Below are 24,909 nucleotides of genomic sequence, written 5' to 3'. Positions count from 1 at the left end.
GGGCTCGACCGTCACCCTGAAGTTCAGCGGTGTCGAGGACTCCTCGCTCCAGACCAGCTTCGTCGTCGACGACACCGCCGTCACGACCGGCTGACGCACCGAAGCCGAGAGTCCCGCACCCGCGAGCCGGGTGCGGGACTCTCGCGCGGGTCAGCTCAGCGGGTCCAGCGTGAGGTACGCCTGCTGCGGACGGCCGTCGTTGACCAGGGACTCCTGGTTGCCGACGTCGTCGAAGGCGAAGGCGTACGCCTTGCCGTCGGCCATCTGGGCGTGGATCTTGCGCGCGTAGTGGTTGGTGACCGTGTCCAGGTAGAAGTCGGCCGGGTTGGTGTCCGGCTGGCTGGCGCCGGTCAGCAGTGTCGACCGGTTGAAGCCCGCGCAGAGTGTGCGCGATATCGGGCCGCGTACCAGGTCGTTGGGCGCGTCGAGCAGGTTGTGGCAGCCGAAGATGCTGTTCGCGTCCGGCTTCTGGAAGCTTGTCACCACCGCTCCGGCGGAGTTGGTGAAGTTCATGACGTTCCCCGAGACCCGGCCGTAGTACTTGGTGTTCGGCTGGTCGGCGAACGGTGTGACGGTCAGGGTCGACGTCGAGTACTTCGACCAGACCCGGTTGACATAGTCGTCCATGACGGTCGACGGCAGCGCCCCGGTCTCCACGCCGTACAGCGGGGAGAGCGCGCGGAGCACGGTGCCGTCGGACCGGGTCTGGATCAGGTTCGCCCAGCCGCCCGGCTGTCCGCGCAGGGCGCTGAAGAACCCGTTGTAGCCACCCGACTTGAGGTGCCCGGTGCTGGCCGTGCTGCCGTCGGCGCGCTGCACCCCGACCGCGTACGGCACCGAGAACATGTCCACCTGGGTGCTGTTGATCCACAGGCCCGAGTCGTTCAGCGTGTACTCGGACCAGTTGAAGAGGATGTTGCGGTTGGGGTCGGTCGGGTTCTGCACCGCGGGCTGCACCAGGCCGCCGGTGGTCAGTCTGAAGTCCAGCTTCTGGCCGTAGGAGAAGTAGATCCGGCCGGAGAACTTCGGGATCCGGATCGTCTTCGACTGACCCGCCGCCGGGCCGGTGATCGAGGCGTCCGGCGCCGGGGTCGGCGGGTTGCCGCCGGCCGGCCAGGCGTGGAAGGTGCCGCCCGCGTCGGCGTACCCCTGCTGTCCGGTGGAGAGCTGGGTGCCGAGATCGTAGATGTAGACCTGGTCGCCGCGGCCGGAGTTGTTGGTGATCTTCAGCGGGATCGTGTCCGGCACGGCCGCGCCGGCCGGGGCCGGCGTGCCCAGGGTGAGCGCCCCGCCGATCAGCGCCGCCGCGGCCGTGAGCGGCAGCGTCCGGCGTACGAGTCCTGTGCGCACTCTCCACCTCCGTGTGGGGTCGGGGTTGGTCCGGAAATTGGTCCGGACCAATTCTGAGAGCGCTCTCAGGTTGGCGGTCGGTCGGGTCCATGTCAACAAGGTGGACGAAAACGGGGGCCCGTCGGTCGACGGGCCCCCGGAACCGGGTGAAGCGGGTGGATCAGAAGGTGCGCTTCAGCAGGTCGAGCAGCGCGGACCAGTGCCGCTCGTCGGCCTCGGCGGAGTAGGCCGGGGTGTCGGCCTGCGTGTAACCGTGGTCGGCGCCCCGGTAGATCTCGCAGGTGTTGCGCACTCCGGCGGCGGTGAGCGCCGCCTCGAAGGTGCCGATCTGCTCCTCGGTCATCGACTGGTCCTGGTCCGCGAAGCCGAAGTACAGCTCCGCGGTGATGGGGCCGACCGTCAGGTGCGGGCTGTCCGGGGTGTCGGTGACCAGTCGGCCGCCGTGGAAGCCGGCCGCCGCGGCGACCCGCTCCGGGAAGACGGCGGCGGTCCCCACGGCCAGCCGGGCGCCCATGCAGTAACCGGTGATGCCGACCGGTCCGTCGGCCACCAGCGGGCTGTCGGCCAGCCAGTTCAGGTAGGCGTCGGCGTCCCGTGTGACACGCTCGGGCGTCAACGTCTGCATGGCCGGCATGATCTGCTGCCAGATCGTGGGGTCCACGGAGGGGTCGATGAACTCGGGGAGGTCGATCACCGGCGTGCGGCCGCTGCGGTAGAAGACGTTCGGGATCAGCACTGTGTAGCCCGCGGCGGCGAGCCGGTCCGCCATCGACTTCAGGTGGGGGCGGATTCCGTACGCGTCCTGGTAGAAGAGCACGCCCGGGTGGGGGAGCCCGTCGGCGGGATGGGCCAGGTAGGCGTCGGCGACACCGTCCTCGGTGGTGATGTCCACGTCGGTTCCCTGTACGGCGGTCATGGCGCAAGTGCCTCTCTGTTGAGTCGGCGTCGGGGTGGGGGACACCCGGCGCGGCATGTCGTGATCATCGTGGCACGCCAAGGTGAAAGGGCCGTGTACGGGGGACCCTCGAGTTCACTCGAAGCGGGAGGTGTCGCCCGCGCCCCGGCGGACGATCTCGGCCTCCCCGCCGGAGAAGTCGATGACCGTGGTCGGCTCGGTGCCGCACTCCCCGGAGTCGACCACCGCGTCCACCTGGTGGTCCAGCCGGTCCTTGATCTCCCAGCCCTGGGTCGGCGGCTCCTCCTCGTCCGGCAGCAGCAGGGTGCTGGACAGCAGCGGCTCGCCCAGCTCCGCCAGCAGCGCCTGGGTGACCACGTGGTCGGGGATGCGGACGCCGACGGTCTTCTTCTTCGGATGCAGCAGCTTGCGCGGCACCTCCCGGGTCGCCGGAAGGATGAAGGTGTAGCTGCCGGGCGTCGACGCCTTCACGGCCCGGAACACGTCGTTGTCCACGCGCACGAACTGGCCGAGCTGCGCGAAGTCCCGGCACATCAGCGTGAAGTGGTGCCGGTCGTCCAGATGCCGGATGGTACGGATCCGGTCGATGCCGTCCCGGCTGCCGAGCTGGCAGCCCAGCGCGTAGCAGGAGTCGGTCGGATATGCGATGAGTGACCCCGATCGGACCGCGTCGGCGATCTGCGAGATGCTGCGCGGCTGCGGGTTGTCGGGGTGCACGTCGAAGTACTTCGCCATCCGCCGAGCTTATGCCGTACGGCGACTTTCGGCCGGGCGAGCGGGGCGCTCCGCTGGAGGTGCCGCGATATGCCGTGATTCGACTGCGGCGCCGTCGTGGCTGGTCGCGCAGTTCCTCCCCCCAGCCTTCGGCCGGGGGGACCCCCAGCGCCCCTTCGGGGCGCTGCCAAACCGCGGACTTCGGGGAGCCGGCGGCGTTGAAAATCGGCACGCATACCCGGCGGATTCCCGGGCATCCGAAGAACCAGCCACCCCGGGACCCTCCCCCCGGCCCCGGGTGAGGCTTCCTCCGTCGGCGGCCCTTCCCCCGAGGGCCGCCGGCGGAGCCGTGCCCAACGGTCGGCACCGGGCTTCGTTCATCGGGTAACGTCCGTGGATCGAGGCCGACGCGAGGGACGAGGGGCAGGGCGAGATGGCAGGCCGAGCAGGCGAGGGCCCCCAGCACCCGGCACTGCACGGCGACGGCTGGGCCGAGCGGCTCCTCGACCATCTGCGTCCCGGCGCCCGCGACCCGCGCCGGGTCGTCGCCTGGCTCGCCGGCGCCGTGCAGGGGACCGTCTGCCTCCAGGACGCCGACGGTACCCTGCTCGCCGGGACCAGGATCCCCCTCGACGCAGGGCTCGCGGCCGACGTGGCGGCCGGGCGGATCTCCGCCGCCGCCGTCCAGGACGACGACCGCCACCTGCGGCTGGTCGCGGTCCGCGCCCCCGACTCCCGTCCGGCGGCCGCCGGGCTGCTCGCCGTCGCCCGCGCGACCCCCTTCGACCGGCGCGCCGCCGAGATCGTCACCCACACCGCCGGCGTCGTCGAACTCCTGCTGCGCGAGCGGGAGCTGACGGCCGCCGGGCACCGGCTTCGGCGCGCCGCCGCCGACCTGCGTCTCGCCATCCTGCAACTCCTGATGGTGGAGGACACCGTCTCCGCCCGCCGCGTCGCCGCCGGCCTGTGGCCCGGACTGCTCGACACCGACAGCGCCAGCGTCTACATCGTCGAGGGGCACCCGGCGGAACGCGACGGCCTCGCCGAGGACTGCCTTGTCGTGACCCGCGGCCAGGCCCTCGTCGTGCGCTGCCCCGCCATGGACGGCCACGTCATCGTCCTCAGCCCCGTGCCCGCGACCACGGAACGGCTGCGTTCGCTCGTCGACGGCCGCCCCGGCACCTTCCTCGGCGGCAGCGTCCGGCAGAGCCTGGCCCAGACGTCCACCGCCTACGGCCAGGCCGTCAGCGCCCTCGCCGTCGCCCACTTCCGCCCCGACCAGGCCGCCGTCTACGCCGAACGCACCCACCCGGAACGCCTGATGGATCCGGACGCGCTGCACGCCTGGTCCGCCGCCGTGCTGCGCCCGCTCGACACCCTGCCCCACCACACCCGCGCGGAACTCCTCGCCACCACCCGTCTCGGCCTGGAGTTCACCGCCGTCAGCGCGGCCAAGGTCCTCGGCGTCAGCCGCAACACCGTGCGCGCCCGCATGGACCGGGTCGAGGCACTGCTGGGCGTGGACTTCTCCGACCTCACCGTGCGCGCCGCCGCCCATCTGGCCCTCAACACCCAGGCGTCCCTGACGGAGGAGCTGGCCGCCGGGCTGCCGCGGCCGTCCGGCGTCCGCCTCTGCGACCTGCTGGCCGGCCCGGCGCTGCGCGCCTGGGCGCACGACCTCCTGGACCGCCTGGACCGGGACGGCCGCGACCTGCGCGGCACCCTGCGCGCCTGGATCGCCGTCGGCGGCAACGCCGAACGCGCCGCCCACGACCTGGGCGTGCACGCCCAGACCGTCCGCGAACACGTCCGGGGGGCCGAGCCCGTCCTGGAACGCCAGCTGCTGGCCGCCGGCACCGACCTGTACGAGGTGGTGCTGGCCCATCTCGCCCTCGGGGACCTCGCCGTACCCGTCCTGCTGCGGGCGAATCCGGGCCAACCGGACTCACCTGTGCACGGGTGAGTCCTCGGCGGGTACGAACGGGCACCAGCGCGATACCCAACGGCCGGATCCGGACGTATGTTCACGATGCGCGGGGGCACGACCGGAACGGGGGACCGGTCGAGGCCCCCGCCCTCCCCGTCGCACTGCCCCCGCGACGCCGGTTCACGCCTCCAGACGCACCGGGATCTCCTGCCAGCCGAACGCGATGAACGACGGCACCTGCCGCAGCTCGTCCGCCCCGACCGCGAGCCGCAGCCCCGGGAACCGCTCGAACAGCGCGGGCAGCGCGGCCAGCGCCTCCGCCCGGGCCAGCGGCGCGCCGATGCAGCGGTGCACGCCGATCCCGAACGCCAGGTGGTCGTCGCCACCCCGAGCGGCGTCGAACGCGGCCGCGTCCGGCCCGTAGTGCGCCGGGTCCAGGCCGGCCGCCGCGTACGTCGTGATGATCGCGTCCCCGGCCGGAACGGTGACGTCCCCGACCTTCAGGTCGCTCACCGCGAACCGCAGCGGCAGCGAGGCGATCGACGGATGCACCCGCAGCGTCTCGTCGATCACCGCGTCCCAGCCGACCGTCCCGGCGCGCACCGCCGCCAGCTGCACCGGATCCGTCAGCAGCGCCACGACCGCGTTGCCGATCAGGTTGACCGTGGTCTCGAACCCGGCGCCGATCACCAGCAGCAGCGTGTACAGCAGCTCCTCGTCGCCGAGCCGGTCGCCGTCCTCGTCGCGGACCCGGATCAGCTCCGTGGTCATGTCGTCGCCCGGGTGCTCCACCTTGTACGCGATCAGCCCGCCGAGGACCGTGCCGATCCGCTCCTGCACGAACGCGGCGTGCTCGGGGGTCGGGTCGGAGGTGTCCATGATGGCCGCGATCAGCGCACCGGTGTCGTCCCGCATCTCGTCGGGCACCCCGAACAGCTCGCAGATCATCCGCATCGGCAGCGGCTGCGCAAGACCGGCCCGCAGATCCACCACCGAGCCGTCGGCACCGGCGGCCGCCACGCCGTCCAGCAGCTCCGCGGCGATCGCCGCGACACGCGGCCGCATCGCCTCGGTACGGCGGTGCGTGAAGCTCGGCGCCACCAGCTTGCGCAGCCGGGTGTGGTCGGGGCCGTACGCGGAGAGCATGTTGACCACGCCGATCCAGCTCACCACCCAGCCCCAGGAGGGGTGTTCGCCGATCTCCGGCCAGAGCCGCCAGTGCTTGCGCGGGTCCTTGCTGACCCGGGGATCGAGGATGAGTTCCCTGAGGACGTCGTAGCCGGTGGGCGCCCAGGCGGGTATGCCGCCGGGCAGTTCGACGGGCACCACGGGGCCGAGGGCGCGCAACCGTGCGCTCTCCGCCGGGATGTCGGAGCCGAACGGGTCGAGAGCGATGCGGTCGGTGACGGTCACGACGACTCTCCAGGCTGGTCGGGGGAGCGGGGACTGAACCGGACGGGCAGCGAGGTCAGTGAGCGGTGGAACGGGCCGGGCCGCCAGCTGAGCTTCTCGCGGGGCAGGACCGGGTCGAGGTCGGGCAGCCACAGGGTGAGCCGTTCGATCGCCTCGGTCGCGATGAGCAGCGCGTGGTGCCGGACCGGACAGGCGTGCGGGCCGGCACCCCAGGACAGGTGCGAGGCGTCGCCGGCGCGCCGGCCGCCGCTGACCTCCCGCTCGGCGAACAGCCCGACGGCGCCGAAGGAGACCACCACCGGGATCGCCGGCCTGACCCACGCCCCGTGGAAGGCGACCGGCCGACGGGCGTAGTAGATGCCGTAGTTGGCCAGCGGGGTCTCGTGGTGCAGCACCTCGATCACCGCGTCCATCACCGGGCGGGCGCCGCTGGTCAGCGTGGAGTAGTAGAGCGGGTTGCCGAGGATCCGGGAGAGCGCGTTGGAGACGAGGTTCGTGCTCGGCTCGTAGCCGGCGCCGAGGGTGAGGAACACCTGCCAGGTGACCTCCTCGGGGGTCAGCCGGGCGGGATGGTCCAGGAGCATGCTCGGCAGGTCCTCGCCGGGCTCCTCGACCTTGGCGGCGATCAGCCGCAGCACGTACTCGACGAAGTCCGCCTCGCCCGCGGCCGCCTGCGCGCCGCCCTCCATCATCTTCAGCAGGCCCTCGTTGAGCCGGTCGCCCTGGCTGTCCGGCAGCCCGAACAGGTTGTTGAAGACCAGGGCCATCAGGGGCCGGGTGAAGTCGGTGACGAGGTCCGCCTCGCCCTTGGGCCCGAACCGGTCGACCAGCAGCCGGACCGCCCGGTGCACCAGCTGGCGCAGGTCGTGCGGCTCGATCAGGTCGAACACGTCGATGAGGGTGGCGCGGTAGCGGATGTGCGCGTCGGCGTCGGAGAACAGGGCGTTGGGCCGCCAGCGCATCATGCCGAGCAGCGGGGAGTCCTCGGGGACGGTCGCCTCCCAGTCCCGCGGGTCGTGCGAGAAGGTCTCCACGTCCCGCAGCACGTCGAGGGCGGCACGCCGCTCGGTGACCACGTACGCCGGGGTGCCCGGCGCGAGCTCCGCCCAGCCGACCGGGCCCTGGGCGCGCAGGGCGGCGTAGTAGCCGTGCGGGTTGCGGGCGAACCCGTCCTCCCACAGCCGTACCGGACCCGAGACGGTGAAGGACTGCTGCGCGGTCATCGGGCCTCCGCCGGCCGGTCGTCGATCAGATGCTGGACGAGGGCGAGCAGCGCGTCGACCGAGGAGTGCGCGTCCCGGGCGTCGCAGGTCACCATCGGGGTGCCCGGCGCCAGGTCCAGGGCGGCACGCAGCTGGTCGCCCGTGTAGTGGCTCGGCGCGTCGGGGAACGCGTTGAAGGCGACCGCGTACGGCAGCCCCGCCTCCTCCACCAGACCGAGGACGTCGAAGGAGGCGTCGATGCGGCGGCTGTCGACGAGGACCAGCGCGCCCAGCGCCCCGTAGGAGATGTCGTCCCACAGCGTCCGGAACCGGTCCTGCCCCGGCGTCCCGAACAGGTACAGCACGATCCCGCCGGTCAGGCTGATCCGCCCGAAGTCGATGGCGACGGTCGTCGTCTCCTTCTCGCGTACCCCGTCGAGGTCGTCGACGGGCACGGAGGCCTCGGTGAGATGCTCCTCGGTGTGCAGCGGGCGGATCTCCGACACCGAGTCGATCAGGGTCGTCTTGCCCACTCCGAACGGCCCGGTGACCAGGATCTTCACCAGGTCGCGGGCGCCGTCGGGGAGATGGGTGCCGCCCCCGCGGGGCAGCTCACTGGTGCTTGAGGGCGCGGAGGCCATCGGCCACTCTCTTCAGCAGGTCGGGGTCGAACCGTTCGGCGGGCGGGATCGGCGCGCGGGCCTGGACCAGGCCCCGGTCGACGAGGTCGGCGGCCAGCACCCGCACGGCCGTGAACGGCAGCCGTAGCAGCGCCGCCGCCTCCACCACCGTCAGCGCGCCGCCGGACAGCAGCTCCAGCAGGGCCAGTTCGGCGGCCGGCAGACCGGCGGGCAGGGGAGTCCCGTCACGGGTGAGCACCGTCAGCCGTTCCAGGTACGGACGGCTGGGCCGGGCCACCCCGCCGGTCGACAGATACGCGGGGACCAGAGGACGGCCGCCACGGCGGCCGGTCATGCCGGCGCGCCGCCGTCGGAACCTCTGGGCGCGGCCGCCATCGCCTTCTCGCCCAGCCGGGCCACCTGCGAGTGCACCCGATGCGCCAGCAGGTCCAGGCGCACCTCCGGGTCGCCGTAGGCGGCGACACAGGTGCCGTGGTCGGTCGGCACGATCAGCACGTACCCGTGGTCCGACTCGATGACCACCTGCCGCACCTCGGCCCGGTCCCGGTCGGCGAACGCGGCCGCCGCGGCCCGGCAGGCGCCCTGCACGGTACTGGTGATCGCGGCCACCCGCTCGGCACTCGCCCGGGACAGGCCGTCGGTGTAGCCGGTCGCGAGGCCGTCCCGGGTGAGCAGGACGGCGGCCAGTACATGGGGCACCTGCAGGACGGGGTCCAGCACCCATGCCGTCTCGCCCGCATCGCGGCTGATCATCTGGCCGCTCCTCCTTCGTCGTCGGTCCGGTGGGGTTCGGGCGCGCTCGCCCGCTTGGGGGCCCGCGCCGCCGCGGTGCCGTACTGCAGGGCCGCCAGCGCGGCGGCCGCCTCCTCGGGCCGGCGCGCGGCCGGCTGCGGCTGCGGCACGCCGGGGGCGGCGGCCGGGGTACGCCGGCGCCGCTGCGGCAGACCGCCCAGGTCACCCGGCTCCACGCCGCCGGGGGCGGGTGTGCGTTCGTGCTCGACCCCCGGCCCGGACCGGGCCGACGCCGGCCCGGCGGCCGCCGGAGACTCGGAAGGCGCGATCTCGGGCACGGACGTCTCGGGCACCGGCGTCTCAGGCGCGGGCGTCGCACGTACGACTGCCTCGCCTGCGGACGCCTCGCGCGCCGCCGTCGCACGTGCCGGTTCCGTGCGCACCGAGCGCTCCCGGGTCGACCGGGGCGCGCTGGCCGAGGGGGGCCGCTCGTCCGGGTCGATCCGGCCGAGCAGATGGCTGTCCACCCGCAGCACCGCGCGCACCCCGCCGTAGGGCGAGGGGGAGGAGACGTCCACGCTCAGGTCGAACTGGCGGGTGAGCTGGCCGATCGCGGCCAGACCCATGCGCGGCGGGTCGCCGAGGTCGGTCAGCAGGATCGGGTCGCTGCCCGCCACCAGCCGCTGGGCGCGCGCCCGTTCGTCCTGCGTCATGCCGAGGCCCGCGTCGTCGACGGACACGCACACCCCGTGGTGGACGTGCTCCAGATTGACCACGACGTCGGTGTCCGGCGCCGAGTGGCGCAGCGCGTTGTCCAGGAGTTCGGCGACGATGATGGCGACCGGCTCGACCGCGTGCGACACCAGGGCGGTGCCCGGCTCCAGGTGGTTGTTGACCAGAACCCGGTGGTAGCCCGAGAGCCGGGCCTGGCCGCCGGTGACGGCGTCCACCACGTGGGACTCCTCGCGGGCCAGTCCCACCCAGGCCCCGCACACCACCGCCGCGACCTGCGCCCGCCGCAGCGACTGCTCGTTCTCGTGGTCCAGCGCGAACAGCGTCTGCGCCAGCTCCGGATCGTCGTAGCGCTGCTGGAGCCCCCGCAGGGCGTCCTGCAGGCGGTACAGGGCGGCCTGGATCTCCCGGGTGGCGCCGCGCAGTCCGGCCTGTGCGGCCGCGTCGATCCTGGTGCGCTGCGCGGTCAGCTCCTCGCGCAGCGCGGTGAGCACGTACTCCAGCGCGATCCCGGTGGGAGTGCCGGGCGTGAGCTGTCCGGCCGGCCCCGGCACCCTCAGGTGCGGGTGGGCGAGCTGGGCGGCGGCCGCGGGCATCCGGCGGGCGGCTAGATGCTCGACCTCGGTGATGAACGCGCCCTCGGTGCCCTCCAGCCGGGCGCGCAACTCCGTCACCTCGGCCCGCAGCGCGGCCTTCTGGCGCCGGGACCTGAGCAGGCTGCCGCCGAGGGCGAGCGCGGAGAGCGTTCCGGCGGCGAGACCACCGGCCACCAGTTCCGGTAATTCGATCATGGAATCGGTTTCCAGGGGAGTAGGGCAGCAGTGGGCAGGGGGGAGCCCGGGGCCCTCCCATGTGGCGCTCGCTGCACAGTACACACCGTCATTGACCGGCCTCGCACGGTGAATCGTTACATCACTGCGAATCCGTTCGGTGACTGTTCGCTTCTGTGTCAAGTGTCGGAAATGCCGTACAGGCTCGGGGAGTTGGGGATCCCCGACCACATGCCGTCGCCGCGTTGCGTCACCGCGTTGCGTCACCGCGTTGCGTCACCGCGTTGCGTCACCGCGTTGCGTCACCGCGTTGCGTCACCGCGTTGCGTCGCCGCATGCCGTCGTCGCGTGTCCTCACCGCGTGGCGGAGGCCGGCGCCGGGAGGTCGAAGACGTGGGCCGGGGAGATGATCCGGGTGACCGCCTCGCCGAACAGGGTGCTGGGCTCGATGTCGCCCTTGTAGCCGATGTCGGTGTTGAGCAGCACGACCACGGTCGTCTGCGTCGACGGCAGATAGACGGTCAGGGACTCGTAGCCCGGCAGCGAGCCGTTGTGCCCGATCCACCCCTGGACGTCGAAGATGCCGAGGCCGTACCCGGCGCCCTGGATGCCGGTCGAAGGGGTGGTCAGCCGCTGCTTCTGGACGGCAGGTCCGACCATGGCCGTACCGTCGGGGAAGACCCCGGTGGCCACGGTGCGCGCCCAGGTGTGCAGATCGTCCAGGTCCGAGATCATCGCTCCGGCGGCCCAGCCCCACGACGGGTTCCAGCCGGCGGTCTCCTCGACCTTCCCGCTCGCCGTCTGATTCGTGTACCCCTGCGCGTGCGGAGTGGGGAACTCGTTCCCGGTCGGGAACAGGGTGTGGTGCATGCCTGCGGGCCCGAGGACATGCTGTTCGAGGTAGTCGCCGAGCCGCTGTCCGCTCTCCTTCTCGACGAGCAGGCCGAGCAGGATCAGGTTGGTGTTGGAGTAGGAGAACTTCTCCCCGGGCCGGAACACCGCCGGGTGCTTGAACGCATACCCGAGCAGCTGCTGCGGAGTGAACGAGCGCCGCGGATCCGAGGTCAGCGCCTTGAAGAAGCCCGCGTCCTCGGAGTAGTTGAACAGTCCGCTGCGCATCCCGGCCAGGTCCCGCAGGGTGATCCGATCGCCGCCCGGCACGCCGTCGACGTACTTGCCGACGGGGTCGTCCAGGCTGACCTTGCCCTGGTCCACGAGTTGCAGCATCGCGGTCACGGTGAACGTCTTGGTCTCGCTGCCGATCCGCAGGTACAGGTCGGGGGACATCTTCTGCCCGGTCGCCTTGTTCGCGACCCCGAAGGAGCGAACGTAGCCGGGCTGCCCGGGCGTCCACACGCCGACGGTCACGCCTGGCACGTCCGCCTCGCGCATGACGTGCTGGACGACCGCGTCGAGTTGGCGGGCGACCGCCGGGGTCATCGCACGGACGTCCGCGCTGCCGGACGGCGAGGGGGCGGGCGCCGGCGCGGCGAACACGGCCGGTGCGGGGGCGGGTACCCCGACGAGCGGCGGCACGGTGAGTGTCCCCAGTACGACGGCGATCGCGGCCCCTCGGCGCAGCATGGCGGACGCGTACGGCATGGGCTGACTCCAAGCACGTGAGAGGGAACGTGCGGTGGGGTCGGACGTCAGAACCCTGAGTTCACAGGATACGAGCGTGGCCGCGAAGCCGCCTGCCGGCCGCGGGGCCGCCGGAATGCTTGTAGGACGGGCGGGCGGGCCCGATCGGGCGGTGCGCTCACCCGCCCCGGTGAGCGCGTCGGACGACACGTACCACCGGCGCGTCCCGGGCGTTGCCCCGGCATGGACGGAACCTCTCGCACTCCCTGGCGCACGGTCCAGGAGCCGCGCGCCCTCGTCTCCTGTGAGCCGATCTACGCCCAACTCGTCCTGGAGTGGTGGGAGCGGGGCCGTACGGTGCCGGCCGAACCGGAGAGCCGCTGGGCCGCCGTCCTCATCCTGCTGCCCCGCCGCTGACCTACTGCTCCTCGCACACCGGCCGCAGCACCGCCAGCGCGCCGTTGGCCTCCCGCAGCGCCAGCTCCAGCGTGGCCGGGGCGTGCAGCGCGCCACTGCCGTCGGGCGGCACCAGCCACTCGAGGAACCGCGTGGGCCGGTACGGCGGCGGCACGGCGACCCATGCCCCCTTGCTCGCATACCGCAGCCCGGCCCCGATCCAGCCGCCGGACGGGTCGGGCGGCAGGAAGAACCCGACCCGGCGCGCCGCGCTGTCCACCAGCGTCGGTCCGGGCACCGGCAGGGACGGCCGCCACAGCAGGTCCAGCGTGAGCAGACCGAGCCGGTCCGGCACGCTCAGCACGTCCCAGAAGCGGCCCGCCTCCAGCAGCGAGACGCCTTCGCCGTGGTCCCACTCCCACTTGCACGCCCGGGGATCCGCCGAGGCCGCCGCGAGCCATTCCACACCCTGCATCCACATCCTGTTCGTCATGCACCGCTCCGGGATATCTCGCCCACCTGTTCCGCGCGCAGGGGAACGACCGACACCGGGTGCTCGGCGCGTCCGCACGCCAACCCGGCATATGCATGCTGGTAGATATTTCTAACTGGCGGAAGGGGTGGCGAACCCTGGCGTTTGAGGGCGAATGTTCGAACACTGCACAGTGATGCGAGTGTCGCTCAAAACGGCTGATTTCCCTGGGTCGGCGAGGGCGCTCGATTCAGCCGTCACGGCAATCGATTCGAGCGTCGTGTCTTGATATAGGGGCGATATCAGTCGTACCCTCCCGTCATTCTGTCGCCGTCGCTCTACCAGGGGTACTCCATGGACCGCACCCGACTGCACGCCCTCCTGGCCCGCGAGAGCGCCGAGGCCGAGCGGCGAAACCCCCGCTCCCGAGCGGCATATGCGGACGCAAGCCATCTCTTCGGCCGGGTCCCGATGACGTGGATGAACAAGACCGCGGGCGCCTTCCCCCGGTACCTGGCGACCGCCCGCGGTGCCCGGGTCACCGACGTCGACGGGCACACGTACATCGACTTCTGCCTCGGCGACACCGGCGCGATGGCCGGTCACTCGCCGGCCGCCGTGACCGAGGCGGTGCACCGCCGGTTCGCCGAGCTGGGCGGCGCCACCGCGATGCTGCCGACGGAGGACGCGGAGTGGGTCGGCGCCGAGCTGACCCGCCGCTTCGGGCTCGCCCGCTGGAGCTTCTCGCTGACCGCGACGGACGCCAACCGGTGGGCGATCCGGCTGGCCCGTGCCGTCACCGGGCGCCCGAAGATCCTGGTGAACAGCTACAGCTACCACGGCAGCGTCGACGAGTCCCTCATCGTCGTCGGCCCCGACGGCAAGGGCGCGCCCCGCCCCGGGAACGTCGGCGCACCCTGCGACGTCACCCTGACCAGCCGGGTCGCCGAGTTGAACGACCTGGACCAGCTGGAGCGCGAACTCGCCCACGGCGACGTGGCGGCCGTCCTCATGGAACCCGCCCTCACCAACATCGGCATCGTGCTGCCCGAACCCGGCTACCTGGAGGGTGTGCGCGCCCTCACCCGGCAGTACGGCACGCTGCTGATCAACGACGAGACGCACACCTTCTCGGCGGGCCCCGGCGGCTGCACCGCCGCCTGGGACCTGGAACCCGACCTGCTGACCATCGGCAAGGCCATCGGCGGCGGCATCCCGGCCGGCGCCTACGGCCTCTCCGCCGACCTCGCCGACCGTCTCCTCGCCCGCGACGACCTGGACCTGGTGGACATGGGCGGGGTCGGCGGCACCCTGGCAGGCAACGCGCTCTCGGTGGCGGCGACCCGGGCCACCCTGGAGCAGGTGCTCACCGACGAGGCGTTCGACCACATGGACCGGCTCTCCGCACGCTTCGAGACCGGTGTGCGGTCCGCCGTCGAGGCGCACGGCCTGCCCTGGTCGGTCAGCCGCCTCGGTGCCCGCACCGAGTACCGCTTCGCCTCCCCGCCCCCGCGTACCGGCACCGAGTCCGAGGCCGCCGCCGACCCCGGGCTGGAGGACTTCCTGCACCTCTACCTCGCCAACCGGGGCATCCTCCTCACGCCGTTCCACAACATGGCCCTGATGTGCCCCGACACCACCGAGCAGGACGTCGACACCCACACCGCGGTGTTCGGCGCCGCGCTGCTCGAACTGGCCGGCTGAGGACAGGGCGAGGGAGAGGGAGGGCGAACATGGTGCACATGGACGACATCGACCGGGCCATCCTGCGTGAACTCCAGGCCGACGGCCGTATCGCCTACGCCGACCTGGGCCCGAAGGTCGGCCTCTCCGCCTCCGCGGCCCGGCAGCGGCTGCAGCGCCTGCTGGACTCCCGGGCCGTGCAGGTCGTCGGCGTCACCGACCCGATGGCCATGGGCGGCCAGGCGATGGCCCTGCTCGGCATCGGCGTCGACGGCGACCCCCGTGCCGTGGCCGACGCGCTCGCCGGACACCCCGCGGTGGTGTACTCCGTCTTCACCTCGGGCGGCTTCGACCTGTTCGCCGAGGTGGTCACGCCCGGGCCGAAGGACCTGCTCGACTTCGTCAACGACGTGGTCCGGCCGATCGAGGGCGTACGCGAGGTCCGGCCGTTCCCGTACTTCGGCATCCACACCCACCGGTTCCTGTGGGAGGTGGGCTGAGAACCCGGCCGACGGCGGTGCCCCGGACCTCAGCCGATGGCCGGTGTCAGGACGAGCATGGTGGCGTCGTCACGCACCTCGTAATGGTCGGCGAGGTCCGCCCACACCCGTTCGGTCAGCGCCACCGCGTCCACGCCCGCGAACCCGGCGAGCCGCTCCGGGAGCGGATAGAAGCCCCCGTTCCCGTCGCGTGCCTCCCAGACGCCGTCCGAGGCGAGGAACAGCCGGTCGCAGGGCCCCAGCTCCACCGTGACCTCCTTCGCCGGGTCCACTTCCCCCAGCCCCAGGCCCAGCGGGGCCCCGGGTACGACGGTCACTTCCTGGGCCTGCCCGTCCCGCAGCAGCACGGGCGCCGCATGACCGCAGGCCACGATCCGCACCGACCGCAGATCGGCGGAGAACTCCAGCAGCAGGGCCGTGGCGAACAGCTCCGCGTGCGGGACGTCGGCCGAGTCCACCGTCAGTCTGCGGTCCATCCGCGTCGCCACCGACTCCAGGTCCGGCAGGTCGAGCACCGCCTCCCGGAACGCGCCGAGCAGCGACACCACCGTGGCGACGGCGGCCAGCCCGTGCCCCCGTACGTCCCCCATCACCGCCCGGACCCCGTACGGGCCGTCGCGCACGTCGAAGAAGTCCCCGCCGACCAGCGTGCCGTGCTGCGCGGCCCGGTACAGCCCCACGCACCCCACCGCGCCGACCCGCTCCGGCAGCGGGGGCAGCACGGCCCGCTGCACCGCCTCGCCCACCGCCCGCTCGGTGAGCAGCTGGGCGTCCCGGTGACTGCGCACATAGGAGACGAACACGCTCAGCAGCGCCACGAAGGTGACCGTGAGGAGGTCGGTGTCGCCGGGATGGTTCAGGTGGGTGGCGGGCACGTTGAGCAGCAGCACCACCAGGCAGCTGAGGACGGCGGTCGCCAGCGGGCCGTAGGAGAGGACGGCCAGCGGCGGGATGGCGCCGAGAAGGAAGCCGAAGTCGTGTCCGTCGGGGCTGATCAGCGTCGCCGCCGTCACGACCCCGAGCAGGACGACGGGCAGCACCCGGACCCAGCGTGGCGGCGGCGCACCCTGCAACCAGCCACGACCGTCCCGGTAGCCACGCGACGACCAGCCGCGCACCGAAGTCACATCCCTAAGCTACGCCCGTCGCCGGTCTCCGCACCCGTCTCGATCTTGAAAAGCCGCGCGCGGAAAACCCGTGGACGCGCCCCGACCGGCCCCCTAACGTATGAGCGCACGCCCGAGACCGGACGGAAGGAGGCGAGTGCGATGCGCATCACACCCATCCCGCGCTCCCTCCCCGTATCCCGGGCGTGACAGGTCAGAGCTGACCCGGGAGCGCTCCCGTAGCACGCATCCCGGAGGAATCCGTGACCGATCCGGTCATCCGCACGCTCGACGACAGCACCGACCACCTCTTCGACACCCTGCCCGACCCGCTGCGCATGCGGGAGAAGCACCGGCGCACCCGGTTCCGCCCCGACTGGAAGCGCGTCGCCCTGCGCGACGGACGCGTCGTCGCCCGGGCCGCCTGGTGGGGCACCCCCGAGGCCACCGAGCCGCTCCTGATCAACTGGTTCGACGTGGCCGAGGGCGAGGAGGAGGCCGGCGCCGAACTGCTGCGCGGCGCGCCCTGGCAGGTCGAGGAACTGGAGCTCGACCTGCCCACGGGCTGGCACGAGGACCCCGCCCTGCGCACCGCCGCCGAGACCCGCTTCACCGCCGCCCGCAAGGCGGGCTTCGAGCTCCTGGTGGAGCGCTACAACTACCGCTGGACCCCCGAGTGCGGCCTGCCCGAACGGCCCGGCCGCCTCGTCTTCACCCCCGAACCCGACGACCGGGTGTTCTTCGACGCCCTGCGCCGCATCCACTCCGTCACCCTCGACGCCCACGCCCGCCGCGCCATCGAACAAGGGGGAGTGGACCAGGCGGCCCAGGAGGAGATGGACTTCTTCCACTGGATGCCCTCGCCCCGCGAGTGGTGGCAGATCGCCCGCACCCGCGACGGCGAAGCGGTCGGCATCCACATCCCCGGGCACAACCCGGCCGGGCCCTGCATCGGGTTCATCGGCGTCCTGCCCGAGCAGCGCGGACACGGCTACGCCTACGACCTGCTCGTGGAATGCACGCACTTCCTCGTCGAACACGACGCCGAGTTCATCGCCGCCGCCACCGACCAGGGCAACACCCCCATGGCCGCACACTTCGCCAGGGCGGGATACCCCGTGGTCCGGGAGCGGGTGAACTTCTGGGCGACGTACTGACGACGCCTCGCGGGAGCTCTCCCGAAGGGGCGCGGGCTGAATAGCGTGTGCGGCGGCGTGGGGGCTGGCCGCCCAGTTCCCCGCGCCCCTTCAGGGGCGCGGGGAACTGCGCGAGCGACCACGACGGCGCCGCTGCCGAACGACGCCGCATCGCATCCCCTGCAGCCGAGCGTCTAGCCGACGTCCTTTCCCAGCAGAGTCTCCGCCTCCGCGAGGATCTCGGTGACCCGCAGGCCGAAGGCCGCGTCGCACGGGTGCCCTCGCCCCGTGCGCGCGGCCGCGACCAGGGCGTCGGCGGCCCGGGTGAGGGCGGGAACCGCTCCTTCCGCACTCCTCGGAAGGAGCGTGACCCCCGCCTCGCCCCGCAGCTCCACATCGGCCCCGGCCGCCGCCGGCGGCGCGGTGAGGCTCAGCGCCACCGTGCTCGACGCGCCGCCCGCGTGTTCGAGGACGAGATGCACGGTGTCCCCGGGGCCGTGCACGGCGGCCGCCACCCGCCGCACGTCGCCCAGGACCGGCAGCAGCACGGACAGGGCGTGCGGACCCACGTCCCACAGCGCGCCCTTCTCCCGCCGCCAGGGCGAGTCCGCGAACGGGCTCTCACCGGTGAACAGCGAACCCAGCCACTGCGCCCGGGCCGTGAACCACCCCGCCGAGGCGGCCTGTTCCCCGATCCACGCCTCCGGCTCCTGCTGGAACCGGGTGGTGAAGAACACCACGGAAGCGACCCGGGCCCGCTCGGCCGCCTCCACCACCGCCCGCCCCTCGGCGACGCCGAGCGCGAGCGGCTTGTCCAGCAGCAGATGCCGGCCGGCCGCAGCGGCCCGTACCGCCAGCTCCGCCTGGACGACCGGCGGCAGCGCCACGGCCACCGCGTCCACGTCGCCGAGCAGCGCGTCCACGTCGTCGTACGCCCGGACGCCGTACTCCCCGGCCAGTTCCGCGGCGGCCTCGGGGCGGCGGCCCCACACTCCGGTGAAGTCCAGCGAACCGTGCCCCGCCAGTGCGGGGGCGTACGCCGCCCGCGCCCAGGGCCCGGTGCCCAGCAGTCCGATGCGCATCTCGCGTTCCTTTCTCCGTACCCGGTTCCCCATCGTCGCCCAGCCGGTCAAGCCGTCGTGCTCCGCCCCCGGTCGGCATACGACCGGCACCGGTCGGTGCCGTGCGCCAGCCACCCGGCGATGGTCTCCGCGATCGGCTGACCGGTGTCCATCTCGACGAACCCGAACTGACCCGACTGGTTGCACTCCAGGAACCACCAGATGCCGTCGGCGTCCTCCGCGAAGTCGAAGGCACCGTAGGCCAGCTCGGCGTCCTTCATATACGTGTGGACGGCCTCGGCGACTCGCGGCGGCACCTCCGCCTCCCGCCAGGGCGAGCCGGACGGTGCGAACCGGACGTCCACGTCGTCGGGGTGGGCGTCCGGGCTCACCGGCTTGCGGGCGGCCAGCAGCCGCTCGCCGACCACCGTCAGCCGGATGTCGGCGCGCTTGGCGACCCGCCGCTGCAACAGCGTCGGCCCGAACGCCACCGCCGCGAAGTCGGTGTCCGGCGCCACCCGGCTGGTCGGCACGGCCCGCGGCGGCTCCTGCGGATGCGCGCCCGACACCGGCTTCACCACGAGGTCCGGGAACCGCTCCGCGAACTCCCGGGCCGCCTGCGGAAACGTGGTGATCAGCGTCGCGGGCACGGCGAGCCCGCTGCGCTGCGCCAGCCGCAGCTGCCACGGCTTGTGGCGGGCCCGGCGGGCCGCGTCCGGATGGTTCATCCAGCGCGCCTCGGTCCCGCGCAGCATGCCGTACAGCGCCTGCTCGGACTCCTCGGTGAGCCAGCTGGACGGTTGTGCCGCCCGGGAGGCCGCGACCCCCGGCCTGCGCAGCCATATGGAACGCAGGCCGTTCATGCTCACCAGGCGCCCGTTCACGGACAGGTGTCCGCGGCTGACGCCCTGCACATACTCGCCCGACAGGGCCACCCCGCTGGTCAGATCGGCAGGATCGAGGCGGACGACGGGCACTCCGGCCTCGTGCAGCCGGAGGACCACCATGTCCGCCGTCACGTCCTCGTCACTGGTCAGGATGAGCACGGTCATCGTGAGGATCCGCGATCAGTCGTCGAAGTGCGTCTTGGAACCCGCGGTGGAGGTCGTCGTCCCCAGGGCTCTGAGCGTTGCGTGATCGGTGGCTGCGATCCGGCCATCGTGGAGAACGTTCAACTGCAGTCCGGAGTCATACGCGTACGGAGTGGTGACGTCCAACTGCACTGCGGGGCGTGCATAGTTGAGCGCGAACGGTTGCATGGTCTCTCCCTGTTTCGTTCTTCCATGCACTTATACGATTCGAACGCGTGGTTGGTTTCCTTACTCTGCGTAATCTCAGCCCGAATTAAGAGCTTGTTAAGGGAGGAGCGGCGAATCGCTCCTGCACGTGGCCGATTTCACATTCCCGTCCGGCACATGACGGTGTCACATGTCCGCGAAATTCCGGGATGTCGCCAAAGCCTGTTCGGCGTAGCTCCGTCCGAAGAGCACGGCATGCACCAGCAGCGGGAACAACTGGTGCAAGCCGATCCGCTCGGCCCAGCCGTCGGCCAGCGGGGCCGCCTCCTGATAACTCGCCAGGATCCGGTCCAGATGCGGGCAGCCGAAGAGGCTGAGCATCGCGAGGTCGGTCTCGCGGTGCCCGCCGTGCGCGGCCGGGTCGATCAGCCGGACCCGGCCGTCGGTGCCCCACAGGACATTGCCGCTCCACAGGTCGCCGTGCAGCCGGGCCGGCGGCTCGGGCGGCCCCGCGAGTTCCGGCAGCCGCTCGCAGACCCGCTCGATCACGGCGGCCTCGCCCGGCCGCAGGGTCCCCCGGTCGACCGCTTCGCGCAGGTACGGCAGCACCCGGTGCTCGGCGTACCAGTGCGGCCAGTCGGTGCCGGGCTCGTCGCGCATCGGGGCGAGGCCGATCCAGGCGTCGCGCGGGCCACCCGGCGGGGCCGCCCCGAAGGCCGGGGCGCCCGCCGCGTGCAGGGCGGCCAGCGCCCGGCCGAAACGCGTCGACGCCCCGGCGTCCGGACGCCCGGTGCGGACCAGTTCGGTCACCATCCACCGCTCGTCGTGCCCGAGCACCTCCGGCACCGGCACCGCCCGGGCGGCGGCCAGCCAGCGCAGCCCGGCCACCTCGGCCCGTACCGCTCCGGGGCCGTCACCGCGCTTGACCACGACCGCGCAACCGCCCGCGAGCGTCACCTCCGCCAGGCCGCCCGGCCCGGCCCGCTCACCCGAGACCGGCCGCCCGGTGAGCCGGGCGGCCACCGCGCCCGGACCCTCGCCGCCGTCGACCACGGCCACCAGGGTACGGGCCGCCCCCGGTCAGGAGCCCCAGGTGCCCTGGTCGACGGCGCAGTTCCACCCCGAGCCGTGCAGCGTGAACCGCACCTTGTAGGTGTGGGTGTTCAGCAGGTGCGTCTGCATCTTCACCCCGAGAGCGCCCTTCTTCTTCAGGGTCGTCGTGTACACCGACACCGTCTTCGACGTCCGGTGGCTGACCTTGCCGCCCTTGGCCGTGGCGGTGCCGAAGCGGATGTTCTTGACGTCCGTCACGGTGAACGTGACCTTCTTGAAGCTCTTGGTCGTGCTCTTGTTCCTGACCCCGAAGTACAGGCCGCCGTCGGTCACCCAGCCGCTCGCGTTCACGGAGAAGCGGCTCGGATAGACGATGTCGACCGGGCAGCCGGTGCTCTTCGCCGTCTCCGTCCCGGTCTCCGCCCGCGCCGACGCGCCGGTGGCGAGCGCGAGTTGGCCGGCGGTGACGACGCCGGCGACGGCCAGGATTCGGAAAGATGTACGCATACGGTTCACTGTGGTGATACCTCCCCCTGCGGTACTCATCGGACCGTAGAGAAGAATCCCATCCCCCTCACCCGGAAGCAGGCGAATTTCGAGAGGAATCCCACTCATGTGTCGGCGGGTTCCGGCCAACATCCGGCAGCCGCTACCTCCGTTCACCCGGTGCGGCTGACTTGAGCCTCGCCGCATCGCCACGACCGAGGCACAAGGCCCGGTCGGGTCGCTCGCGCGGTGATCGGCGTGTCGGTGGGCAACAGCCATTTCTCCGCCCGGCGCCTGTACGGCCTCGCCCGGTGGGGACTGGAGCAATCCGACCGAGTCGACTTCGTCTACCGCAAGGCGGCGAAGAGCGTGCGCGGGGTGCGTGCCAAGGTCCGCAACGCCGCCGCCGAGGCCGATCCGGGCGGCACCCGGCTGCGCTGGCAGCCGATGTTCCGCTTCCGTGCCAATGCCGCGTACCAGGAGATCCACTGGGGGCTGCGGCGGCAGCTGGGCGAGGACGACGACTTCCGCGCCGTCTGCGACGGCCTGGTCGGCCGCTTCCTCTCCGCGCGCGGTGAGGAGGACGGTGCGCGGCAGCGCGCGGTGTGTCTGGATTACGTGTGCGCGGAACTCCCGCTCTTCCTCGACACCCCGGCCATTGTCCAGGTCCCGTCCTCCCTCGTCTGCTACCACCAGCGGCTGCCGATGGCGGCGCTGCTGTACGGCAGGGGCGCGGGCCTGCGTGCCTCACGCAACCAGGGACACGCGATCGTCGCCCCCGCGGCACCGCTGCACACAGCGAATTCCCAGTAACTCCCTTGTTACGCAAGCATTGACGCGCCCCACGCGCCCCTCTATTTTCTGATCGGTTTCCCGAACCGCGTCCGAAATCCCGGACATCCCCCCTCGTCTGGAGCGCACATGAACGGCACCCCCCTGTCGCGCCGCCACTTCCTCGGTGCGGCCGCGACCGTCCCCCTCGCCGCCACCGGCGCCCTCGCCCTCGGCGCCGGATCCGCCCAGGCCGCGACCAACTCGGCCTACGTGATGTGCTACTTCACCGAGTCCCCGGACATGCTGGCCGCCAACTACGGCCTGCACCTGGCCGTCAGCACCGACGGCCTCCAGTGGACCCCGCTCAACCAGAACGCCCCCGTAGCCACCCCCACATCGGGCTCCCTCGGCCTGCGCGACCCGTTCATCCTGCGCAAGCAGGACGGCACCTTCGTGGTGCTCGCCACCGACCTGTACGGCACCGACTGGACCTACGTCAGCCAGTACATCCACGTCTGGGACTCCACCGACCTGCGCACCTTCACCGGCTATCGGCGGATGAAGCTGCACGACATGGACACCCACGCCTGGGCGCCCGAGGCCTTCTGGGACGCGGGACGCGGCACGTACGGCGTCATCTACTCCGCCGTCAACGACAGCGGCCACAACGTCATCATGATCAACTACACCGGTGACTTCGTGACCGCCGGCGACCCGCAGGTCTTCTTCGACCCCGGCTACGACGTCATCGACGGCGACCTCGCCGTCGGCGTCAACGGCGTCAACTACCTCTACTTCAAGAAGAACTCGACGCTCGTCGGCGCCCGCTCCACCTCACTGGACCCGGGCAGCTTCACCGAGTTCTCCACGGCCGTCTCGCACAACGGCACCGAGGCCCCGACCCTGGTCAAGTCCCTCACGTCCAGCTCGGCCTGGTACCTCTGGGGAGACACCTGGGACCCCAACGGCGTCTTCTACGCCTGGCAGACCGGCGCCCTGTCCGCCGGCACCTGGACCGCCCTCGACCAGAAGATCTACACCCAGCCGCTCAACTCCAAGCACTGCGGCATCCAGCCCATCACCGCGACGGAGTACAACAACCTCGTCGCCAAGTGGGGCACCCCCACCTGGAACCGGCTGAAGTCCTACAACTACCCGGCCAGATACGTCCGGCACAGCAACTTCGTCGGCCGGATCGACGAGTACGCCTTCGACCCGTACACCGACGGCATGTGGAAGCTGGTCCCCGGTCTCGCCGACAGCGGCGGCGTGTCCTTCCAGTCGGTGAACTACCCGACCCGCTATCTGCGCCACTACGACTACCAGCTGCAGCTCGACGAGAACGACAGCACCACGACGTTCGCCCAGGACGCCACGTTCTACCGGACCGCCGGTCTCGCCGACTCCTCCTGGTCCTCGTTCCGCTCGTACAACTACCCGACGCGCTACCTCCGCCACTCCGACTACGTGCTGCGCATCGACCCCGTCTCCACGAGCACGGACCAGGCCGACGCCACCTTCTACGTCGGCTACTGACACCACGCCGGGCCCGTTCCGTCGCGACACGCCGACGACGGGCCCACGACCGCCCGAATGGCGGTGTGGCCGACCGGGGGATTGACCCAGCCGGGCGGTGTTGGGCGTGTCGTGACCACGGATGGGCGGCCTGGATGGTGCGCGCCGGGGGGCTGGCTGACGGTGGTTCATGTCGGGGCCGGGTCGTTACAGCTGATGGAGTATCGGCGCCCGGCCACGGCGGAAGGACATCGAGATGCGTTCTGCCCGCATGATCCTCGCGACGACGGCCGCCACCGCGGCCCTCGCGTTCTCCGCCCCAGCAGCCCAGGCCGCGGGCTCCGGGGACCGGGACGACGGAGGCCGCGACGACTCTTCCTACAGCAGCAGCGACAGCAGGTTCGACCCCGATTCCTACAAGGGCCAGGACGACGAGGAGAAGGGGGACCAGGGAGGCAAGCAGGACCAGGGAGGCAAGCAGGACCAGGGGGGCAAGCAGGACCAAGGCGGCAAGGGGAAGGACCAGGGCGGCTCGTCGTGGGGCGACGACGAGGAGAGCGACCGGCCGCACGGCGGCATGCACACCGGCGGCGGTGGCCTCGCCTCGCCCGGTGTCACCGCCGGCGGGCTGGCCGTGCTCGGCGTAGCGGCCACCGGTGCCTACGCGCTGCGGCGCAGGAGAGTCCCCGGGTCCGTGTCCTGATGGGCCCACGCATGCGGGGGCCGCGGTGCCGTCGGCGCTCCACACTCCGACGGCACCGCGCCCCCTGTGTCCCGCCCTCCCGCTGCCGTGCCCCAGAAAGGTGACCCCGATGGCAGCTGGCCCCGCCACCCAGACCCCCGAAGCCCCCGCCGAACCCGACGGCCCCGACGACCGGGACGGCTCCGGCAGCCCCCCGTCCGGCGGACGACTGTCCGTGTGGTGCATCGCCCTCCTGCTCGTCGCCGTGGCGCTGATCGGCGGACACACGGGCGGCACCGACACCACCGGCACCACCAGGTCCGCGAGCACGGACGCCGCTCCCTCGGCCGATCCGCGCCGGACCGGCGAGGCGCTGCCCCGGTCCACGCCGATCCGCCTGCTCATCCCGAAGATCTCCGTCGACGCTCCCTTCACCGCCCTCACCATCGGTTCCACGGGCCAGCTCCAGCCCCCGCCGGCCGCCAACACCAACCTCGTCGGCTGGTACTCCAGGGGCGTGGCACCCGGCGAGGCGGGCACATCGATCATCGCGGGTCACGTCGACACCGTGACCTCGGCGGCCGTCTTCGCGAGGCTGGACGAACTGGAGCGCGGCGACCGCTTCACGGTGGACCGGGCCGACGGCACGGACGCGGAGTTCGTGGTCGACGACGCCGAGACCTTCGCGAAGGACGACTTCCCCAGCGACCGCGTCTACGCGGACACCCGCCGCCCCGAGGTGCGCCTGATCACCTGCGCCGGCGACTACGACCACGACGTCAGGGACTACACGGAGAACCTGGTGGTCTTCGCCCACCTGGTCTGACAC

General features: G+C 72.0%; 26 protein-coding genes. 9 read left to right on the top strand and 17 right to left on the bottom strand.

Features of this window, described 5'->3' with window-relative positions; all coding sequences use genetic code 11:
• Nucleotides 1-150 precede the first annotated feature (150 nt).
• From ABT137_RS39390 to ABT137_RS39380, 3 genes are all read right to left on the bottom strand, one after another.
• Nucleotides 151-1,350: a glycoside hydrolase family 64 protein gene (locus ABT137_RS39390; protein WP_502984650.1), complete on the bottom strand. Its 1,200-nt coding sequence runs from the start codon at nucleotides 1,348-1,350 to the stop codon at nucleotides 151-153.
• 160 nt (nucleotides 1,351-1,510) lie between these two features.
• Nucleotides 1,511-2,266, bottom strand: coding sequence for a dienelactone hydrolase family protein (locus ABT137_RS39385; protein WP_351716439.1), 756 nt, complete (start codon nucleotides 2,264-2,266; stop codon nucleotides 1,511-1,513).
• 114 nt (nucleotides 2,267-2,380) lie between these two features.
• Nucleotides 2,381-3,001: an L-threonylcarbamoyladenylate synthase gene (locus ABT137_RS39380; protein WP_351716437.1), complete on the bottom strand. Its 621-nt coding sequence runs from the start codon at nucleotides 2,999-3,001 to the stop codon at nucleotides 2,381-2,383.
• Nucleotides 3,002-3,413: 412 nt separating this feature from the next.
• Here ABT137_RS39380 and ABT137_RS39375 point away from each other — a divergent pair, with 412 nt between their 5' ends.
• Nucleotides 3,414-4,943: a helix-turn-helix domain-containing protein gene (locus tag ABT137_RS39375; RefSeq protein ID WP_351716435.1), complete on the top strand. Its 1,530-nt coding sequence runs from the start codon at nucleotides 3,414-3,416 to the stop codon at nucleotides 4,941-4,943.
• Between the two features lie 144 nt (nucleotides 4,944-5,087).
• On the opposite strand, the gene ABT137_RS39370 is transcribed toward ABT137_RS39375, so the two are convergent.
• From ABT137_RS39370 to ABT137_RS39340, 7 genes are all read right to left on the bottom strand, one after another.
• Nucleotides 5,088-6,320, bottom strand: coding sequence for a cytochrome P450 family protein (locus ABT137_RS39370; RefSeq protein WP_351716433.1), 1,233 nt, complete (start codon nucleotides 6,318-6,320; stop codon nucleotides 5,088-5,090).
• Nucleotides 6,317-7,543 carry a cytochrome P450 family protein gene (locus ABT137_RS39365; RefSeq protein WP_351716430.1) on the bottom strand — a complete coding sequence of 409 codons (1,227 nt, stop codon included), beginning with the start codon at nucleotides 7,541-7,543 and terminating at the stop codon, nucleotides 6,317-6,319. The genes ABT137_RS39370 and ABT137_RS39365 overlap by 4 nt, the downstream gene beginning before the upstream one ends.
• On the bottom strand, nucleotides 7,540-8,163 hold the full coding sequence (locus ABT137_RS39360; RefSeq protein WP_351716428.1) for a GTP-binding protein: 624 nt from the start codon (nucleotides 8,161-8,163) through the stop codon (nucleotides 7,540-7,542). The genes ABT137_RS39365 and ABT137_RS39360 overlap by 4 nt, the downstream gene beginning before the upstream one ends.
• Nucleotides 8,135-8,497 carry a DUF742 domain-containing protein gene (locus ABT137_RS39355; RefSeq protein WP_351716425.1) on the bottom strand — a complete coding sequence of 121 codons (363 nt, stop codon included), beginning with the start codon at nucleotides 8,495-8,497 and terminating at the stop codon, nucleotides 8,135-8,137. The genes ABT137_RS39360 and ABT137_RS39355 overlap by 29 nt, the downstream gene beginning before the upstream one ends.
• Entirely contained in the window at nucleotides 8,494-8,916 is a 423-nt protein-coding gene (locus ABT137_RS39350) for a roadblock/LC7 domain-containing protein (RefSeq protein ID WP_351716423.1), read from the bottom strand. Before ABT137_RS39350 ends, ABT137_RS39355 begins: the two co-directional genes overlap by 4 nt.
• Nucleotides 8,913-10,418, bottom strand: a complete 1,506-nt coding sequence (locus tag ABT137_RS39345) for an ATP-binding protein (RefSeq protein WP_351716421.1) — start codon at nucleotides 10,416-10,418, stop codon at nucleotides 8,913-8,915. The genes ABT137_RS39350 and ABT137_RS39345 overlap by 4 nt, the downstream gene beginning before the upstream one ends.
• A gap of 333 nt (nucleotides 10,419-10,751) precedes the next feature.
• Nucleotides 10,752-11,999: a serine hydrolase domain-containing protein gene (locus ABT137_RS39340; protein ID WP_351716419.1), complete on the bottom strand. Its 1,248-nt coding sequence runs from the start codon at nucleotides 11,997-11,999 to the stop codon at nucleotides 10,752-10,754.
• 222 nt (nucleotides 12,000-12,221) lie between these two features.
• Between ABT137_RS39340 and ABT137_RS39335 the strand changes: the two genes are divergently transcribed.
• Nucleotides 12,222-12,395 (top strand): hypothetical protein, encoded by a 174-nt coding sequence (locus ABT137_RS39335; protein ID WP_351716418.1) that lies wholly within the window; start codon nucleotides 12,222-12,224, stop codon nucleotides 12,393-12,395.
• A gap of 1 nt (nucleotide 12,396) precedes the next feature.
• Here the strand turns inward: ABT137_RS39335 and ABT137_RS39330 are convergent, their stop codons facing one another.
• Nucleotides 12,397-12,867 carry a hypothetical protein gene (locus ABT137_RS39330; protein ID WP_351716417.1) on the bottom strand — a complete coding sequence of 157 codons (471 nt, stop codon included), beginning with the start codon at nucleotides 12,865-12,867 and terminating at the stop codon, nucleotides 12,397-12,399.
• Nucleotides 12,868-13,200: 333 nt separating this feature from the next.
• Between ABT137_RS39330 and ABT137_RS39325 the strand changes: the two genes are divergently transcribed.
• Nucleotides 13,201-14,550: a transaminase gene (locus ABT137_RS39325; RefSeq protein ID WP_351716416.1), complete on the top strand. Its 1,350-nt coding sequence runs from the start codon at nucleotides 13,201-13,203 to the stop codon at nucleotides 14,548-14,550.
• A 38-nt stretch (nucleotides 14,551-14,588) separates the two neighbouring features.
• A complete protein-coding gene (locus ABT137_RS39320) occupies nucleotides 14,589-15,029 on the top strand; it encodes an Lrp/AsnC family transcriptional regulator (protein WP_093497173.1) in 441 nt (146 codons plus the stop codon).
• Between the two features lie 29 nt (nucleotides 15,030-15,058).
• Here the strand turns inward: ABT137_RS39320 and ABT137_RS39315 are convergent, their stop codons facing one another.
• A complete protein-coding gene (locus tag ABT137_RS39315) occupies nucleotides 15,059-16,156 on the bottom strand; it encodes a PP2C family protein-serine/threonine phosphatase (RefSeq protein WP_351716414.1) in 1,098 nt (365 codons plus the stop codon).
• A gap of 242 nt (nucleotides 16,157-16,398) precedes the next feature.
• Here ABT137_RS39315 and ABT137_RS39310 point away from each other — a divergent pair, with 242 nt between their 5' ends.
• Nucleotides 16,399-17,292, top strand: coding sequence for a GNAT family N-acetyltransferase (locus ABT137_RS39310; protein ID WP_351716413.1), 894 nt, complete (start codon nucleotides 16,399-16,401; stop codon nucleotides 17,290-17,292).
• Nucleotides 17,293-17,465: 173 nt separating this feature from the next.
• On the opposite strand, the gene ABT137_RS39305 is transcribed toward ABT137_RS39310, so the two are convergent.
• The 5 genes from ABT137_RS39305 to ABT137_RS39285 all read right to left on the bottom strand — a co-directional run bounded on the left by ABT137_RS39305 (nucleotide 17,466) and on the right by ABT137_RS39285 (nucleotide 21,130).
• Nucleotides 17,466-18,353 (bottom strand): Gfo/Idh/MocA family protein, encoded by an 888-nt coding sequence (locus tag ABT137_RS39305; RefSeq protein ID WP_351716411.1) that lies wholly within the window; start codon nucleotides 18,351-18,353, stop codon nucleotides 17,466-17,468.
• Nucleotides 18,354-18,400: 47 nt separating this feature from the next.
• The gene (gene tgmB / locus ABT137_RS39300; protein WP_351716410.1) at nucleotides 18,401-19,384 is read right to left on the bottom strand and encodes an ATP-grasp ribosomal peptide maturase; all 984 of its coding nucleotides are present in this window, start codon (nucleotides 19,382-19,384) and stop codon (nucleotides 18,401-18,403) included.
• A 15-nt stretch (nucleotides 19,385-19,399) separates the two neighbouring features.
• Complete coding sequence (gene tgmA / locus ABT137_RS39295; protein WP_089102565.1) at nucleotides 19,400-19,591, bottom strand: putative ATP-grasp-modified RiPP; 192 nt, start codon at nucleotides 19,589-19,591, stop codon at nucleotides 19,400-19,402.
• A 165-nt stretch (nucleotides 19,592-19,756) separates the two neighbouring features.
• A complete protein-coding gene (locus ABT137_RS39290; RefSeq protein WP_351716408.1) occupies nucleotides 19,757-20,623 on the bottom strand; it encodes a fructosamine kinase family protein in 867 nt (288 codons plus the stop codon).
• Between the two features lie 27 nt (nucleotides 20,624-20,650).
• Entirely contained in the window at nucleotides 20,651-21,130 is a 480-nt protein-coding gene (locus ABT137_RS39285; RefSeq protein ID WP_351716406.1) for a hypothetical protein, read from the bottom strand.
• A gap of 228 nt (nucleotides 21,131-21,358) precedes the next feature.
• Here ABT137_RS39285 and ABT137_RS39280 point away from each other — a divergent pair, with 228 nt between their 5' ends.
• The 4 genes from ABT137_RS39280 to ABT137_RS39265 all read left to right on the top strand — a co-directional run bounded on the left by ABT137_RS39280 (nucleotide 21,359) and on the right by ABT137_RS39265 (nucleotide 24,906).
• A complete protein-coding gene (locus ABT137_RS39280) occupies nucleotides 21,359-21,922 on the top strand; it encodes a tRNA-dependent cyclodipeptide synthase (RefSeq protein WP_351716404.1) in 564 nt (187 codons plus the stop codon).
• Nucleotides 21,923-22,030: 108 nt separating this feature from the next.
• Nucleotides 22,031-23,419, top strand: a complete 1,389-nt coding sequence (locus tag ABT137_RS39275) for a glycoside hydrolase family 43 protein (protein ID WP_351716402.1) — start codon at nucleotides 22,031-22,033, stop codon at nucleotides 23,417-23,419.
• Between the two features lie 235 nt (nucleotides 23,420-23,654).
• A complete protein-coding gene (locus ABT137_RS39270; protein WP_351716400.1) occupies nucleotides 23,655-24,101 on the top strand; it encodes a hypothetical protein in 447 nt (148 codons plus the stop codon).
• Between the two features lie 109 nt (nucleotides 24,102-24,210).
• A complete protein-coding gene (locus tag ABT137_RS39265; RefSeq protein ID WP_351716399.1) occupies nucleotides 24,211-24,906 on the top strand; it encodes a class F sortase in 696 nt (231 codons plus the stop codon).
• Nucleotides 24,907-24,909 lie beyond the last annotated feature (3 nt).

It is taken from the genome of Streptomyces sp. NPDC001980, from assembly GCF_040296885.1.
In the GTDB taxonomy this organism is placed as follows: Bacteria; Actinomycetota; Actinomycetes; order Streptomycetales; family Streptomycetaceae; genus Streptomyces.
This window is presented reverse-complemented; position numbering and strand designations above follow the sequence as displayed.

Excerpts from the sequence above, each read along its gene's own strand:
- ABT137_RS39355 (WP_351716425.1), bottom strand. The coding sequence starts at position 8,497 with ATGACCGGCCGCCGTGGCGGCCGTCCTCTGGTCCCCGCGTATCTGTCG.
- ABT137_RS39380 (WP_351716437.1), bottom strand. The coding sequence starts at position 3,001 with ATGGCGAAGTACTTCGACGTGCACCCCGACAACCCGCAGCCGCGCAGC.
- ABT137_RS39385 (WP_351716439.1), bottom strand. The coding sequence starts at position 2,266 with ATGACCGCCGTACAGGGAACCGACGTGGACATCACCACCGAGGACGGT.
- ABT137_RS39265 (WP_351716399.1), top strand. The coding sequence starts at position 24,211 with ATGGCAGCTGGCCCCGCCACCCAGACCCCCGAAGCCCCCGCCGAACCC.
- tgmA (WP_089102565.1), bottom strand. The coding sequence starts at position 19,591 with ATGCAACCGTTCGCGCTCAACTATGCACGCCCCGCAGTGCAGTTGGAC.
- ABT137_RS39330 (WP_351716417.1), bottom strand. The coding sequence starts at position 12,867 with ATGACGAACAGGATGTGGATGCAGGGTGTGGAATGGCTCGCGGCGGCC.
- ABT137_RS39325 (WP_351716416.1), top strand. The coding sequence starts at position 13,201 with ATGGACCGCACCCGACTGCACGCCCTCCTGGCCCGCGAGAGCGCCGAG.
- ABT137_RS39275 (WP_351716402.1), top strand. The coding sequence starts at position 22,031 with ATGAACGGCACCCCCCTGTCGCGCCGCCACTTCCTCGGTGCGGCCGCG.
- ABT137_RS39350 (WP_351716423.1), bottom strand. The coding sequence starts at position 8,916 with ATGATCAGCCGCGATGCGGGCGAGACGGCATGGGTGCTGGACCCCGTC.
- ABT137_RS39375 (WP_351716435.1), top strand. The coding sequence starts at position 3,414 with ATGGCAGGCCGAGCAGGCGAGGGCCCCCAGCACCCGGCACTGCACGGC.
- ABT137_RS39320 (WP_093497173.1), top strand. The coding sequence starts at position 14,589 with ATGGACGACATCGACCGGGCCATCCTGCGTGAACTCCAGGCCGACGGC.
- ABT137_RS39305 (WP_351716411.1), bottom strand. The coding sequence starts at position 18,353 with ATGCGCATCGGACTGCTGGGCACCGGGCCCTGGGCGCGGGCGGCGTAC.
- ABT137_RS39340 (WP_351716419.1), bottom strand. The coding sequence starts at position 11,999 with ATGCCGTACGCGTCCGCCATGCTGCGCCGAGGGGCCGCGATCGCCGTC.
- tgmB (WP_351716410.1), bottom strand. The coding sequence starts at position 19,384 with ATGACCGTGCTCATCCTGACCAGTGACGAGGACGTGACGGCGGACATG.
- ABT137_RS39270 (WP_351716400.1), top strand. The coding sequence starts at position 23,655 with ATGCGTTCTGCCCGCATGATCCTCGCGACGACGGCCGCCACCGCGGCC.
- ABT137_RS39345 (WP_351716421.1), bottom strand. The coding sequence starts at position 10,418 with ATGATCGAATTACCGGAACTGGTGGCCGGTGGTCTCGCCGCCGGAACG.
- ABT137_RS39360 (WP_351716428.1), bottom strand. The coding sequence starts at position 8,163 with ATGGCCTCCGCGCCCTCAAGCACCAGTGAGCTGCCCCGCGGGGGCGGC.
- ABT137_RS39365 (WP_351716430.1), bottom strand. The coding sequence starts at position 7,543 with ATGACCGCGCAGCAGTCCTTCACCGTCTCGGGTCCGGTACGGCTGTGG.
- ABT137_RS39335 (WP_351716418.1), top strand. The coding sequence starts at position 12,222 with ATGGACGGAACCTCTCGCACTCCCTGGCGCACGGTCCAGGAGCCGCGC.
- ABT137_RS39285 (WP_351716406.1), bottom strand. The coding sequence starts at position 21,130 with ATGCGTACATCTTTCCGAATCCTGGCCGTCGCCGGCGTCGTCACCGCC.